Raw genomic sequence first — 13,848 nt, 5'->3', positions numbered from 1 at the left:
ATCCGTGTCGTGCAGTTGACCTCACGCCACGCGGGTCGGGGGAGCCGGGGATGACCGGGCGGTTGGGTGCCCTGCTGCGGCGTCACCGTACGGCTGCCGGCCTGACCCAGGAGGAGCTCGCCGACCTCGCCGGGGTCGCCGTGCGTACCGTCCGCAATCTCGAACTGAACCGGGTCGCCCGGCCGCAGCGTCGGACGGTGGTGGAGCTGGCCGACCGGCTCGGGTTGTCCGAGCCGGACCGGTCCCACCTGCTCGCCGTCGCCCGGGGCGGTGGGGACGTCGACGACCCGGACGGCCCGCCGGCCGGCTCGCTCCCCGGGGACCTGGCGGACTTCGCCGGTCGCGCCGACGAACTGGCCCGCCTGGGCGAGCAGGCCGAACTCGCCGGGCGCAACGGCACCGGCCGGGTCGTGGTGGTCAGCGGCCCGCCCGGGGTGGGCAAGACGAGCCTGGTGGTGCACTCCGCGTACGAGCAGGCGGGGCGGTTCCCGCGCGGGCCGCTCTTCGTCGACCTGCGGGGGATGGACGACGAGCCGACCACCCTGGCGCAGGCCCTCGACCAGTTGCTGACCACCCTGGGCGTGGCGCAGCCGCCCTCGTCCACCGACGCCCGGCTCACCCAGTACCGGGCGCTCACCGCCGACCGGCGCGGCCTGCTGGTGCTGGACAACGCCCGGGACGAGACCCAGGTACGACCGCTGTTGCCGAGCGGACCGGGCTGGCTGGTGCTGGTCTCCAGCCGGAGTGTCCTCGCCGGGCTGGCCGGCGCGCACCGGTTGCCGTTGCGGGTGCTCTCCGACGCCGAGGCGCACACCCTGCTCACCGAGGCGGTCGGGGTCGGGCGGATCGACGACGAGAGCGCGGCGGCGGTGGAGCTGGGTCGGCTCTGCGGCCGGCTGCCGCTGGCCCTGCGGGTGGCGGCGAACCGGCTGGCGGTCCGACCGGAGTGGAGTGTGCAGGCGCTCGTCGACCGACTCCGGGACGAACAGCGCCGACTGGATCTGCTGCGGGCCGGTGACATCGAGGTGCGCAGCGCCTTCGAGTTGTCGTACCGGCTGCTCGACGGTCCGACCCGGCGGGCCTTCCGGATGCTCGGCGCGGTCTGCCTGCCGCAGTACTCCGCCCCCGTCGTCGCGGCGCTCACCGGCGAGCCGGTGGGGGTCACCGAGGACCGGCTCGACGCGTTGGCCGACGCGGGTCTGCTGACCGCCGCCACCACCGCCGGCCGGTACGTCCTGCACGACCTGCTGGCCCTCTTCGCCGCCGAGCGGTTCACCGGCGAGGAGTCGACGTCGGATCAGGGTGCGGCCCGGGACCGGCTCGCCCGTCACCTGCTGGGGCGGCTGGCGCAGGCGGAGGGGTGGCTCGATCCGACCTGCGCCGAACCGCCCCCCGGGTTCCCCACCGCCACCTCGGCGTTGAGCTGGTTGGACACCGACCGTCCCGGCTGGTGGTGGGCGATCCGGTACGCGGCAGCCCGGGGCTGCCACCGACGGGTGATGGCCGCAGCCGGGCAGCTGTACTGGTATTCGGACCGACGACACCTGGCGGTGCCCTGGGCGGAGCTGTTCGGTCTCGCGGTCCGGGCCGCCCAGGCCGTGGGGGACCCGGTCGCCGAGGCGACCCACCGCAACAGCCGTGGCTGGGCCCTGCACCTGGTCGACGGTCGGGTCGACGAGGCGTACGCCGAGTACCGGACCGCCCTGGCGCTCGGGGAGGCGGCCGGTGACCTGCGGACCGTCGGGTGGTCCCGGTGCTATCTGGCCGGGCTGGTGCGGTGCCGGTCCGATCCGGGGAGCCCCGAGCAGGCGGCGGAACACCTGCGCGCCGGTCGGGACCTGCTGGCCGAGGCCGGTGACAAGCTCGGCTGGATAGTGGCGTCGTACTCCCTGTCGGACCAGTTGCGTTCGCTGGGCAGGTTCGACGAGGCGCTGAACCTGGTGACCGAGGCGTACGCCGGGTGGTCGACGGCGTTGCCGGACCGGCTCTCCAGTCGGCCGCTACGCGGCTGGATGCGGGTACGCCTGGGGGTGCTCCAGGCCGATCTCGGCCGGTTCGACGACGCCGAGGGCACGCTGACCGAGGCTATCGACGACTTCGTGACCGGGGACGACCCGAACGCGACGGGTCGGGTGTATCTGAGTCTGGCGGAGGTGCTGCTGCGTCGGGGTGACCCAGGACGGGCTCGGTCGATGCTGGACCGGGCGACCGAGATCCTCGCCGCGGCTCACGACGTCTCGTCGACGCAGCACGCGCAGCGGGTCCGGACGATCCTTGACGAGCAGGTCAGCTGAGTGGGCCCGCGCCGTCGCGGCGGTGGACCAGTCCGAGGGTGATCGCCTGGCGGGTCAACTCGGCCTTGTTCCCGGCGTCCAGTTTGGTGCGGATCCGGGTCAGGTAGGTGTTGACGGTGGCCTCGGTGATGCCGAGGCGACGGGCGGTCTGGGCGTGGGTGAGCCCACCGGCTATCAGTGCCAGGGTCTGCGCCTCCCGAGGGGCGAGTGCCTGTCGTCGGGAGGGGCGACCCCGGGTCCGGTCCCGGGTCGGGCCGGGTTCGGGGGTACAGGGTGGGGGTGTCTCGGTCTCGACCGGTGCACCGTCGGACGCCGGGCACCGGGGCGGTGCCGCCTCCCGTAGCCGGGCGGAGAGCATCGGACAGAGGTAGAAACCCCCGGCGGCCGCGACGGCGAGGGCGATGCGTAGCTGGGTGCGCTCGGTGGCGGTGCTGACCACCGAGCGGGCTCCGGCGTGGATGGCGTCGTGCGTCGCGGCCGTCGCCGACTCCGGCACCATCACCAGGGTCGGATGTCGGACACAGGACCAGTGCACAGCGTGCGGCAGCGGATCCACCAGGACGACGACGGTCTCCGGACCGGCACCGGCAGCGGCCATCTGGTTGACCGCGTCGACGGTGACGCAGCGCCGAATGCGCGGGTCTCCCGCGATCAGCTGGTGCACCCCGCGTCGGGCCAACGGCTCGGCGACCACCACGCACACGTCGAACATCGCCCACCTCTCGGTGAGCAGTCAACTATCGTCCCTGTCGGAACGCGAGGCAAGAAGACCGGCAAGAATGGGTCACGCCGGGAAGTAGCCGAGTTCGACGGCCCGTTGGGTGAGTTCGGCCTTGTTCGTCGCACCGAGTTTGCGGCGCAGTCGTTTGGCGTACGTGTTGACCGTCTGTTCGGTGACGCCGAGGCGGTGGGCGGCCTGCCTGTGGGTGAGCCCCTGGGCGATGCACCGCAGGGTCTCCACCTCGCGGGGGCCGAGGGCCGCCGACGCCCGCCGGCTGACCCCTGGCGCTCCGGTGCCGACCAGCGCGGACACGCTCGGCGACAGGTAGGAGCCGCCGGAGAGGACCGCAGCGCGGGCCAGGGCGAGTTCGTTGCTCCCGTCGCCGTCGTGGACCACGGCGCGGACCCCCGCCATCAACAGTGCCAGGGGGTCGACAGTCACCTGTGGGGGCAGGACGAGTAGCACCAGCCGGTCGGTGGCGAGTTGGGCCAGGTGAGCCCAGGGGTCACCGACCAGTCGGTCCCAATAGACCAATACCAGCATCAATGTGCTGGATTCGGACGGATCGGCCGTCGGCATCGAAACGCTCCCGAATAGCTCGGCGCTCAACCCCCACGGTGTGCATCGGGCGCCACCGAATAGTAAGTCTCCGACGTGTCCCCGAAATAACGGCTGTCGGTGTCCCCCGAGTCGGGGAAAGAATTCTCCCTGCGGCGTCCAGTCGCCCACCTCTCCCCAGTGCAGGCCGTCCCGCCTGTGTCGTCCGGCATCGATACCCGAGACGCAGCCTGATGCGGGACGTTGGACGTGGACCCCGTCAGTCCACGTGGTCGTGGCGACAAGGGAGACGAATCACATGACTTCGAAGGATCGTGTGGCATCGGTGGGTCCCCAGCACCTGCGGTTGTGGTGCTTCGGCGGTTTCCGCGTCCAGGTGGACGGTGCCCCCGTCGACTGGTCCGGCATCCGCCCCCGGGTCCGTGCCCTCATGCGGTTCCTGGCCGTCCACGGTGGGCGGTCGATCCACCGGGATCAGATAACCGCCGCGCTCTGGCCAGAGCTACCCGATCGGTCCGCCGTCAACAACCTGCACGTCGGGATCTCGACGTTGCGGACCTTCCTGGAACCGGGGGTGGCGCGAGGCGCGTCCCGGTTCGTCCTGCGGGACGGCTCGTCGTACCGGCTGGAGCTGGGGATCGGTGGGAGCAGCGACGTGACCACCTTCGGCACGGCGCTGGCCGCCGCCCGGCAGGCCCGCGCCGACGGTGCGGACGGGACGGCGATCCGGGCGCTGCGTCACGCCCTCGACCAGTACACCGGCGACCTCCTCCCGGAGGACGGTGCCGCCGAGTGGGTCCTCGCCCTGCGGGACCAGCACCGGTGCCGGGCCGCCGAGGCGGCGGTCCTGCTGGCCGGTCTGGAACTCGCCCGGGGGCGGTCGCGCCCCGCCGCGACGGTGGCTCGCCGGGCATTGGAGCTGGACGGATACCACGACGACGGGTGGCGTCTGCTGATCACCGCCCAGCGCCGGGCCGGGGAACTCGCCGCAGCCCGACGCACCCAGCAGACCTACGAGCGGGTGCTCTGCTCCCTCGGCGTCGACAGGTCCACCCCGACCCGGCCGGTGCAGGTCACGGCCGCCTGAACACCTCCACCTCGGCCAACGCGACCCGTCCCGCCTCCCGCTGCCCGTAGACCGAGGCGATCGTCAACCGCATCCGGGTCACGTCCCCCGCCACGTGGTGGAAGGCCTGCGGGCCGGGTCGGTCGGTCAGCCGCAGCGGAACAGTGCTGGACGTCCCGTCCGAGGTCACCAGGGTCAGGGTCAGCTCCGCCGGCCTCGGCTGTTCGACGAAGTCGTCCTGCCGGGGGGACGCCCCGGTGTGCACGATCAGGTCCAACAGGCGGATCGGCCGGTCGAAGGCCAGCTCCACGTACTCGCCGACGGCCTGCCGGTCGGTGGCCGGTGCCCAGTAGCGGTTGTTGAGACCGTCGACAGCCGAGGCGGCCGGATGGTTGCGGGCCGCGCTGGAGGCTGTCACCTCGTCCGGCAGGATCGCCTCCGGCGTCGCCGTCCGGTCCCGGATCGTCTCGATCAGCGGCGGCAGGAACCGGGCCCCGGCCCAGACCAACCCGGCGACCAGGGCCAGGACGAGCAGCACCGCCAGGAGTCGGCGTACCAGGCCACCACCGGAGCGCCGACGGGGCCACCGGATCCGTCGCCACCAGGGCACGGCGGTGGCTGGCGCCGCGTCGGCGGCCAGCGGCCGACCACACCGGCGACAGAACGACCTGCCGTACGGATTGCGCGCCGCACAGGCCAGGCAGGTCACGTCGGTGGGGTCGTCGATCCGGTCACCGGTGAAGTCCCGGACCACCGGCGCGGGTGCCACCGGACGTCCCGGCTGCACCGCACCAGGCTGGTCGGGGCGGGACTCCTCGACTGGTGGCTCGTCGACGGTCGGCCCGACCTGTGGGTCCGCCTCCTCGGCCGGGCGGACCGGCACCACCAGGGCCGCCGCCCGCCCCAGACTCCGCGCCTGCTCGACCGGGTCGACCGGCTTCCCGGCGGTCGACCCGTCCGGGTCCGCCAGCTCCGGGCGGGGCGCCGGGGTGTCGGTCGTCCGCTCCGGCTCCGGGAGGGGTGCCGGGGTGTCCGTCGGCTCGTCCGGCGGTGCCGATGTCGGCCGCAGGCCTGTCCCGTCCGGCCGTGCCGTCTTCGGCTGGGGGGCCGGGAGGCCGGTCGGCTCGTCCGGGTCCGTGGGCTCGGGGCGGGGTGCCGGGGTGTCGGTGGCCTCCTTCGGGGGTGCCGGTGTCGGGCGTGGGGTCGGGGCGGGGGTGTCGGTCGCGGCCGACCAGTCCAGGAAGGCGCCGCAGGTGCCGCAGAAGTCGTCGCCGGGGGTCACCTGGGCGCCACAGTTGTCGCAGAACCTCATCGGGGACCATCCGCATCGTCGGCGGACGACTGCGACACCTCGACCGTGTACGACACGTGCGCCGGCCGGTTCGCCTCGACGACCGCCCGGACCCGGGCGGCCAACTCCGGGGTGGGCTCCGGTACGCGTACCCGGACGGTCAGGGTCGGCTCGGCGGACCCGGGCAACGGGCTGCCCGGCGTGGCCGACCAGGTGGTGCCGCCGCTCTCCACGACCTCCGGGAGGACCCCGACGGTGAGGCGTACCTCCTCGGCGATCCCGGCGGCGGTGCCGCGTACCCGATGGCGGGTGACGGCGGCGGCGACCACTCGACGGCGCTCGTCGACGGGTCGGTCGGGGCTCGCTCCGGCCGCCACCCAGGAGCCCAGCCAGTCCACGAAGTCCGGCGGGGCCAGCGCCGGATCGAAGTACGCCCACAGGCTGTCCAGGGTGGCGTGCACAGGCGCCAACACCTGGTCGTACGCGCCGGTGAGGCGTTGGGCGAGATCGTCGTCGGCGTAGATGCCGGGCAGCCGCCGACCCAGCGGGTCCGGGGTGGCCACGTCGTCGACTGCGGCGCGCATCGGCGTACCCTCCTGCTCTCTACCGGCCCGACAGGCGGTCGTCGACCCGGATCTGGTGTTGGTGGGAGAAGACGAGGGCGTGCCGGTCCAGCTCGATCCGGGTCACCTGGTCGCCCCGACGTCCGGTGAGCGGGTCGGCGGGGAACATCCGTACCTCCTCCACCACCTCGACCCCGGGCATCCGTTGGAGGACCCCGAAGATCTCCCCGGAGTGCACCTGCCTGCCGAACGGCCACCCGCTGCCCTCCGGGCCGCCGTGCACCGGGTCGAGGAACCGGTACAGGGCTGCGGTGGCCTCGGCCCGGAGCTGACCGGCGGCCACGTCCGGGCGGGGGACCAGCCGGGCCACCACAGTCACCCCCTGGTAGAACGGCGGCTCCACGACCAGCCGGGTGCCGACCGGGCGGCGGGCGTCGAGGTGTTCGGCGATGGTGGCGAGCATCGAGTCCGGCGGGACCAGGTCCTCGAAGTGCAGTCGGCCCTCGGCGTCGGCGACCACCTCCGGTACCACCAGCAGCCGGACCCCGCCCGCCGCGCTGCCGTCCCCGGCGGGCAGGCACCGGACCCGGGCGGCGGCCGGGGATGCCTGCCTGGCGAGCAGCTCGTAGTCCCGGGCGGTCACCGCCCGGTCCTGCGCCCGCAGCTGCACCGGACCCCGGAGCCGGGCCTCCGCCACTGTCTCCCCGTCGACCCCGCCACCTGCGGGTTCCCGGTTCTCCACCCGGGCCACGTACGGCATCGAGCTGCGCAGGACGGCGAGGGCACCCCGGGCGACGTTGCCGGCGCGTCCGCCACCGGTGCGGTACCGGCGGACCCGGACCCGCGACCCGGCGGACGGTACGGCACCGTAGCGACGCAGCGTCCCGTCGGGTTGCCGGACGGCCGGGCCGAACAGGATCTCCCCTGCGGTCCGGTCCACCAGCACGTGGCGGTCGTCCGGGCCGGAGCCGCTGAACGTGTCCACCTCGGTCCACTCCAGCCAACCCGCCCCGTCGGTGCTCTCCACCACCAGCGGATGCTCGTCCGGCACTATCGGCGGGCGGGCCACCCCGAACCGTTGGCCGGGCACCCCCTCCGCCTCCCCGACCTGCTCACCGAGGATCGTCTCGGCGTGCACCGCAGCGACGGTCCCGCCGATGGTCACCGCCTCGATCGCCCGTACCGTGGGTGAGGCGGCGTAGAAGGGCTGACCCGGCGCGGCCTCGACCAGCCGGCACCGCAGCCACCCGGCCCGCTGCCCGGCCACCACCGAGCCGACGTGGTCGGCGGGGACGTGCAGCACCACCTCACCCGGCTTGTTCAGCCCACCGGTGTCGTCGTGGTCGACGACGCACGCCGACCAGCCCTCCCCGGTCCAGGCCTCCCAGACCAGCGGTGGCTGGCGGGGGTCGACGCCGACCCCCTCCACCCGGCTGTCCATCGTCAGCAGGACCGCGCAGGACGGTACGGCAGCCGAGAGCCCGATGAGCATGGCGTCACCGACCGACGGGCTGGCCGGGAAGCACGACACGTCCCGCCCGTCCAACAGTTCCTCGGTCCGGTCCACCGGCGGCCCCTGCGCCGGATGGCTGCGCAACCGGGTCAGCTCGCAGGGCACCACTGTCAGGTCGGTCGAGGTGGTGAAGACGATCGCCTCGTCGGTCTGGGTCCGCTCGGTGCCGACCTCCGTCCCGGCGCGCAGGACCACCGGCTGGGTCTGCGGCCCGGACAGCCAGAACGTCACGTCGCCCCGGGCGGCGGTGGGCGGGAACGGCCGGATCCCGATCAGGTCGAGGAAGGCCAGGTAGTTCTTCTCCGGCACCCGGTTGAGCCGGTAGAGCAGCTGGTCGACCATGTGCGCGAAGGTCTCCACCAGGGTCACCCCCGGGTCGGAGACGTTGTGGTCGCTCCACTCGGGGCAACGCTGCTGGATGAACCGTTTCGCCTCGTCGACCAGGTGCTGGAAACGGCGGTCGTCCAGGTTCGGTGCGGGCAGCGGCATCAGGCGGTGCTTTCCAGGTACGACGACATGGTGGCGGTGTCCTCGGGGGCGGTGCCGTCCTCGTGGGACGGGATGACGTAGAACGGGAAGACCAGGTTGCGGGGGTCGTTGGTGCCCCGGATCGAGTACCGGACGTCGATGTAGAGCAGACCGGCCTCCTCGGCGTCGAAACCGACCACCACGTCGGTGACGTCGATGCGCGGCTCCCACCGGTCCAGCGCCCGGCGTACCTCGAAGGCGATCCGGCCGGCGGTGTTCTCGTCGGCCGGGGCGAAGACGTGGTCGTGCACCCCGCACCCGAACTCCGGTCGCATCGGCCGTTCCCCGGGCGCGGTGCCGAGGATCAGCCGGATCGCCTCGACGATCTCCCGATCCCGCTCGACCAGGGCGATCCCCCCGGTCGCGTCGGTACGCAGCGGAAACGCCCAACCGCGTCCGATGAACTGCTCGGCCATCGGTGGTCAACCCCCGATCTGTACGGATGCGGCCCCGCTGCTGACAGTCGCCCGACAGGTGATCGAGTCGCCCTGCCTGGCGGCCGGGAACCCACCGATCAGCACCCGTCGCAGGGGTGGGACGGGTGCGGGGATCACCACGTTCGTCATCAGCAGTGGGACGTGCAGCGGGCAGACGCAGACGGTGCCGACGACCGCCGCAGGCCGTCCGGCGATCTGGACGCTGGCCACGCCGAGCATCGGGGTGACAGTCGGCGTACCGGGTGGCAGGGCCCGCCCGGAGGGGGGACCGACGGTGCCGGTGGGCGGCCCGGACGGCAGGGCGACCGGGACCGACCCGGCCGGGACGGGCGGGGGCTTGACGGCCAGGTGACTGATCTGGTCCCCGACTCGGGCAGCCGCCGGCATGATGGTGCCCTCCCCTCAGTTGAGCTTGACGAGCGTGGCGTGGATGTCGACAAGGGAACCGCCGTCGACCTCGACGGTCCGACCGGCGAGCCGGAGCGCCCCGGTGCCGGCGTCGAGGGTGATCCCCCGACCCTTCACACTGATCTCGTCCCGGGCGTCGATCTCGATCTTGCCGTCACTGTGGATGACCACCGAGGTCTTCCGCTCGTCCAGGTGGACGGTGAGCCGGTCCCTGGCGGTGGTCAGCCGGATCCCCTTCGGGCCGGACGGCAGCTGCGACTCCAGGAACTCGATCCGGTCACCGCTTCGGGAGGCGAACGACCGGCGGTTGACCCGCCCCGACGACGAGTCGACCAGGGCGCCCTCGTGCGTCGACGGCCGGTCCACCCCGTTGTAGAGCCCACCGATGACGTACGGCCGGTCCAGCAGCCCCTGTTCGAAACCGACGAGCACCTCGTCGTCGACCTCCGGACAGAACACCCCGCCGCCGCCGACCCCACCGAGCTGCACCGTGCGTACCCAGTCCGTCTCGTACTCGGTGCGGTCGGTGAGCCACGGGAAGCGCAGCTTCACCCAGCCCTGACCGACCCGTTCCGGATGTCGACGGTCGACGTCGGCCTTGACGTTGGTGACGATCCCGACCGCCAGCCCCGGGATCCGTACCGCCCGGGCGGGCGCGGCGGTGGCGGTGCTCAACCCCCAGGTCGACCGGTCCTGCCTGCCGCTCACAGTCAACCAGGTCTCGTAGTGCTCACCGGGGACGATCATGTGTCGGCTGGCGGTGGTCGTGTACTTGCCCTCGAACGGTTTCCCCAGCCGCTGCAACGACAGCGGCACCCCGGCCCGCAGGCGGGGATTGCCCAGGATGCCGACCTCCACTTCGGCGAAGGCGGCAGTCACGTCGGCGGCCACCGCCCCGGCCACCGCCCGGGTCTCGGCCGCCGTCCGGTACGGCACGTCGGCCACGCAGATCCGGGCCGGGGCGAACGGGTCGACGGTCTTCGCCGGGGTGGTGCCGATCTGCACCTCGTCACTGGCGTCGGTGGGCACCTCGGTCTGGACCGACCGTTTGGCCCGGACGTCCCACCCCCGGACCGTCACCCCGGCCACCTGGCCCACGGAGGTGACAGTGGACCGTACGGCGAGGAGGTTGGCGTCCATCTCCACCACGTACGGGCTCTGCTCGGCGGTCACCCCGGCCCCGGGGGCGGCGGCGGCCCGCACCGACCGGCGGAACTCGAACCGCCCGTCGACGACCACCACCTCGGCGTCGTTCTCCGTCGCCAGCATCTTCAGGAACTCCCAGTCGCTGACGTTGGGCTGGGTGACCGTCTCGTACACGGTGGGGGTGGGGTCGACCCGGCCGACCGGGATGCCGGCGGCGGAGGCCAACTCGCGGGCGATGTCGGAGGCCTTGCGGTTGAGGAAGCTGCGGACCCGTTGACCCCGCATGAGCCGGTGCGAGCGGTCCAGGGCCCGGACGGTGGTGAAGGTGCCCAGCCCGTCGAACTCCGACTCCACAGTGACCACCTCGCCGGTGAACAGCGGCAGCGGCGCCGGATCCTCCCCGGTGCGGACCTGCACGATCATCTCGGTGCCGATGGTGGCGCTCGTCTCCTTGAGGAAACGGCTCTGCTGGTCCCGGACCCGCAGGGTCGCGGTGGCCGCCAGGTTGGTGCTGTCCTCCACCACCGCCGAGACGATCCGTTCGGTCCACTTCCGTGACAACCGGCCGGGCAGGTCGACGACGAGATTGTTGGTGTGGTCACCGCTGGGCATCGTCGACCCTCCCGTCGCGCAGCTCCTCCGGCGCGGGCAGCAGCAACTGCCGACCCACAGGCAACCGGACCGGATCGTCTATGTCGTTGGCCTCGGCGATCACCCGCCACACCGTCGGGTCGCCGTACTCCCGGTAGGCGAGCAGCTCCAGGGAGTCCCCGGCGACGAGGCGGTGGACCCGACGGGCGGTCCGGCTCCCCGAGGTCGGGTTCTGCCCCGGAGTGGAGCCGCTGATCTCGTTCAGCGTCATCGAGCAGGTGGCCCGCAGGGGGGTGCCGTCGGGGTCGAAGAGCCGGTACGTGGCGTTGATCTGACTGACGTACGAGTAGAAGGAGACGGTCTGGAACTGCCCCCACGCGAACTTCACCCACGGTGGGGAGGGGGCCTTCGCCGCGATGCTCGCCTTCGTCGGTACGCAGCAGGTCAGCAGCGCCTCCACCCGCTCCTGCACACTCCGGGAGTGGTTCTCGGTGGTGTCGAGGAAGACATCGAGGCTCAACGTACGGGGGCCGGAGCCGGTGAACTCGGCGACACCGACGTTCTCCGCGCCGCGTACGACGTGCGGGATCCAGTTCGCCGACTTGGTCAGGGCCAGCTGCTGGGGGTTGAACATGAAGGTGATCGGCCCGCCCAACGCGCCGCCCGGCTGGCTCCCACCCGAGGTGGGCGGCTGGTACCGCTGGATGTGCGCGGGGACCTTCTGACCTCGGGGCATCACCCCACCTCCAGGAATCCGTGGTACGCCAGCTCGATGCTCTCCCCGGCCACCTCGGAGCGGTTCGGGTCGAACGAGGGGCCGGACCAGCGGACCAGCACCACGTCGGCGAGTCCCCACTGGACCAGCAGCGCCAGGTCGGGGCGGAGGGCCGCGATCTGGGCGGTGCCTCGGCGTACCCCCTTGGGCAGTTGCGCCAGATAGGTGGAGACCTTCGCGGTGTCCCGGGTCAACGGTCGGCTCAACGTGACGTTCGAATAGCGCAGCCGGGACGGCAGCTGCCAGACGAAATCGTTGTTACCGCCCTCCTGGTACTGCTCGACCTCCACCTCACAGCCGAGCCCGTCACAGGTGTTCCAGTCCCCCAGGTCGATCCCGTCGATCTGGAGCCGGAAGTGGACGCTGGTCCCCGGGTCACCGCTCGCCATCCCGGTCTCCCCTCTCGTACGCCTTCCGTCGACTCACCGGGTACCGTCCCGCCACCGACCGGACCGCTCCCGACTGGCCCGCAGGTCCGCCCGGACCAGTCGGCTGATCGGCTCGACCAGCTGGTATGCCAGGGCGTCGAGATGTCGCCTGTCGAAGCTCTTGATCAGTGCCGCCACATCCAGGTCCGGGGTTTCCCGGCCGCCGTCCGGTCTGGTCCCGTCCGGTCTGGTCCCGTCCTTGTTCGGGGACTTGGCCGACGTGCCGGTGGAGGTCGCGGTTCCCGTCGGCGAGCCCTCCGGCTGCCGCTGGATCGACGGCGTGCCCGCTGATCGCCGTTGGATCGTCGCGTCCGCTGTTCGCCGTTGGCCCGGCGCATCCGTCGTTCGCCGTTGGATCGCGGGCGCGTCCGCTGTCCGTTGTCGGCTCGACGTCGCGTCCGGTCGGACCCGGGAGTCGGAGTAGATCGGCAGTAGCCCGATCCGAGACGAACCCGCCGACTCGGCCCCGGCCGACTCCCGTCCGGGTGCGGGTCCTCCGCCCATTGCTGGCCCGCCCATTGCTGGCCCGCCCGGGGCCGGTCGGACCGGACGCGGTCCGACCTGGGTTGGTCCGGCCGGTAGCGGTCCGGCCTGGGACGGGCTGATCGGTGCCGGGGCGGCGGTCCGCTGGAGGGTCGGCCCGGTCGTCGGGGAGGATCGACCGGTGGCGGCCTGTCGACCGGTGGCGGCCTGTCGACCGGGCTGGGCGGTGGCGGGTGGCCCTACGCCTGTCGGCCGTACGTCGACCCGGCGGGGAATCCCTCGTTCGGCCAGGAGCGGGACCCGTCGCGGTACCGACGGCGGGGCGGTGTCGACCACCCGGCCGCTCGGGTCCGGCCCGTCCGTCGGGCGGGTACGCCAGCGGAGACGCTGGACGGCCGACAGTCCATCCGCCACCAGCCCCACCGCACCTGTCGCACTCTGAGCCGGACGATCCGCAGGCCCGGTCGGAGGATGCGCAGGCCCGGTCGAGAGAACCGGAGAAGGGGCAGCAGGCGGGGCCGATCGAGTCCAGACCCTGTCGAGTCGGGTCGGCCGGGACACCGCAGCGGTCGCGGAGCGGGCTGCCCCTGATGACGGCTCCGGCCCCGTACTCGGTGAGCCGCCCTCTCGATTGTCGGCGTGGACGGCACCCGGTCGGCCGGTGACCGGATCGGGGGCTGACCGTCGAACCTCCGACCGCTGCACCACCTGCTCGGAGGTGCTCCGTTCCGACCGTTGCACCACGGGATCCGCGACGGGCCGCCGGACCACCGGTTGCGGGGCGAATCGCGTGTCACCCGATGCGGCGGCGGCTCGACTGATGACCGGCCCGGACGCGGCAGACCCCGACGTGGCAGGCCCGGATGTCAGCCGGTCGGCGGTCGACTGCCCGGATGTCAGCCGGTCGGTGTCGGACCGCTTGGGCGTGGGCCGGTCGGCGGTCGACCGGTCGGACGCGGACCGGTCGGTGGCGGACCGGTCGGTGGCGGACCGGTCGGTGGCGGACCGGTCGGTGGCGGACCGGTCGGGGGCGGACCGGTCGGGGG

13 protein-coding genes are annotated in these 13,848 nt (G+C 72.8%); 2 read left to right on the top strand and 11 right to left on the bottom strand.

From position 1 onward, the window contains the following. The first annotated feature begins 50 nt into the window (after positions 1 to 50). The gene (locus ABT336_RS17895) at positions 51 to 2,294 is read left to right on the top strand and encodes a tetratricopeptide repeat protein (protein WP_350897732.1); all 2,244 of its coding nucleotides are present in this window, start codon (positions 51 to 53) and stop codon (positions 2,292 to 2,294) included. Here the strand turns inward: ABT336_RS17895 and ABT336_RS17890 are convergent. Beyond that, positions 2,287 to 3,006 carry a helix-turn-helix transcriptional regulator gene (locus ABT336_RS17890; RefSeq protein WP_350897731.1) on the bottom strand — a complete coding sequence of 240 codons (720 nt, stop codon included), beginning with the start codon at positions 3,004 to 3,006 and terminating at the stop codon, positions 2,287 to 2,289. The genes ABT336_RS17895 and ABT336_RS17890 overlap by 8 nt on opposite strands. Positions 3,007 to 3,078: 72 nt before the next feature. After that, positions 3,079 to 3,558 (bottom strand): response regulator transcription factor, encoded by a 480-nt coding sequence (locus ABT336_RS17885; protein WP_350897730.1) that lies wholly within the window; start codon positions 3,556 to 3,558, stop codon positions 3,079 to 3,081. A 340-nt stretch (positions 3,559 to 3,898) separates the two neighbouring features. On the opposite strand from ABT336_RS17885, the gene ABT336_RS17880 reads away from it, so the two are divergent. Beyond that, entirely contained in the window at positions 3,899 to 4,660 is a 762-nt protein-coding gene (locus tag ABT336_RS17880) for an AfsR/SARP family transcriptional regulator (RefSeq protein ID WP_350897729.1), read from the top strand. Here ABT336_RS17880 and ABT336_RS17875 read toward each other — a convergent pair. From ABT336_RS17875 to ABT336_RS17835, 9 genes are read right to left on the bottom strand one after another with little or no spacing between them, the layout of a single operon-like run. Next, a complete protein-coding gene (locus tag ABT336_RS17875; RefSeq protein WP_350897728.1) occupies positions 4,647 to 5,951 on the bottom strand; it encodes a zinc ribbon domain-containing protein in 1,305 nt (434 codons plus the stop codon). The genes ABT336_RS17880 and ABT336_RS17875 overlap by 14 nt on opposite strands. Beyond that, positions 5,948 to 6,514, bottom strand: coding sequence for a phage tail protein (locus ABT336_RS17870; protein WP_350897727.1), 567 nt, complete (start codon positions 6,512 to 6,514; stop codon positions 5,948 to 5,950). Before ABT336_RS17870 ends, ABT336_RS17875 begins: the two co-directional genes overlap by 4 nt. 19 nt (positions 6,515 to 6,533) lie before the next feature. Beyond that, positions 6,534 to 8,495, bottom strand: coding sequence for a putative baseplate assembly protein (locus ABT336_RS17865; protein WP_350897726.1), 1,962 nt, complete (start codon positions 8,493 to 8,495; stop codon positions 6,534 to 6,536). Continuing rightward, positions 8,495 to 8,950 carry a GPW/gp25 family protein gene (locus ABT336_RS17860; protein WP_350897725.1) on the bottom strand — a complete coding sequence of 152 codons (456 nt, stop codon included), beginning with the start codon at positions 8,948 to 8,950 and terminating at the stop codon, positions 8,495 to 8,497. Before ABT336_RS17860 ends, ABT336_RS17865 begins: the two co-directional genes overlap by 1 nt. Before the next feature lie 6 nt (positions 8,951 to 8,956). After that, positions 8,957 to 9,358 (bottom strand): PAAR domain-containing protein, encoded by a 402-nt coding sequence (locus ABT336_RS17855; RefSeq protein WP_350897724.1) that lies wholly within the window; start codon positions 9,356 to 9,358, stop codon positions 8,957 to 8,959. 15 nt (positions 9,359 to 9,373) lie between these two features. Beyond that, positions 9,374 to 11,137, bottom strand: coding sequence for a VgrG-related protein (locus tag ABT336_RS17850; RefSeq protein ID WP_350897723.1), 1,764 nt, complete (start codon positions 11,135 to 11,137; stop codon positions 9,374 to 9,376). Continuing rightward, positions 11,124 to 11,852: a CIS tube protein gene (locus tag ABT336_RS17845; RefSeq protein WP_350897722.1), complete on the bottom strand. Its 729-nt coding sequence runs from the start codon at positions 11,850 to 11,852 to the stop codon at positions 11,124 to 11,126. Before ABT336_RS17845 ends, ABT336_RS17850 begins: the two co-directional genes overlap by 14 nt. After that, entirely contained in the window at positions 11,852 to 12,280 is a 429-nt protein-coding gene (locus tag ABT336_RS17840; protein ID WP_350897721.1) for a phage tail protein, read from the bottom strand. Before ABT336_RS17840 ends, ABT336_RS17845 begins: the two co-directional genes overlap by 1 nt. A 33-nt stretch (positions 12,281 to 12,313) precedes the next feature. Further along, positions 12,314 to 12,457: a hypothetical protein gene (locus ABT336_RS17835; protein WP_350897720.1), complete on the bottom strand. Its 144-nt coding sequence runs from the start codon at positions 12,455 to 12,457 to the stop codon at positions 12,314 to 12,316. Positions 12,458 to 13,848: the final 1,391 nt, after the last annotated feature.

Source organism: Micromonospora sp. NPDC000207 (assembly GCF_040300925.1).
GTDB lineage: Bacteria > Actinomycetota > Actinomycetes > Mycobacteriales > Micromonosporaceae > Micromonospora.
Note: the sequence above shows the minus strand (reverse complement) of the source record. Positions and strands in the feature narration are given on the sequence as shown.

Excerpts from the sequence above, each read along its gene's own strand:
- ABT336_RS17885 (WP_350897730.1), bottom strand. The coding sequence starts at position 3,558 with ATGCTGGTATTGGTCTATTGGGACCGACTGGTCGGTGACCCCTGGGCT.
- ABT336_RS17895 (WP_350897732.1), top strand. The coding sequence starts at position 51 with ATGACCGGGCGGTTGGGTGCCCTGCTGCGGCGTCACCGTACGGCTGCC.
- ABT336_RS17875 (WP_350897728.1), bottom strand. The coding sequence starts at position 5,951 with ATGAGGTTCTGCGACAACTGTGGCGCCCAGGTGACCCCCGGCGACGAC.
- ABT336_RS17865 (WP_350897726.1), bottom strand. The coding sequence starts at position 8,495 with ATGCCGCTGCCCGCACCGAACCTGGACGACCGCCGTTTCCAGCACCTG.
- ABT336_RS17855 (WP_350897724.1), bottom strand. The coding sequence starts at position 9,358 with ATGCCGGCGGCTGCCCGAGTCGGGGACCAGATCAGTCACCTGGCCGTC.
- ABT336_RS17890 (WP_350897731.1), bottom strand. The coding sequence starts at position 3,006 with ATGTTCGACGTGTGCGTGGTGGTCGCCGAGCCGTTGGCCCGACGCGGG.
- ABT336_RS17860 (WP_350897725.1), bottom strand. The coding sequence starts at position 8,950 with ATGGCCGAGCAGTTCATCGGACGCGGTTGGGCGTTTCCGCTGCGTACC.
- ABT336_RS17870 (WP_350897727.1), bottom strand. The coding sequence starts at position 6,514 with ATGCGCGCCGCAGTCGACGACGTGGCCACCCCGGACCCGCTGGGTCGG.
- ABT336_RS17845 (WP_350897722.1), bottom strand. The coding sequence starts at position 11,852 with ATGCCCCGAGGTCAGAAGGTCCCCGCGCACATCCAGCGGTACCAGCCG.
- ABT336_RS17840 (WP_350897721.1), bottom strand. The coding sequence starts at position 12,280 with ATGGCGAGCGGTGACCCGGGGACCAGCGTCCACTTCCGGCTCCAGATC.
- ABT336_RS17850 (WP_350897723.1), bottom strand. The coding sequence starts at position 11,137 with ATGCCCAGCGGTGACCACACCAACAATCTCGTCGTCGACCTGCCCGGC.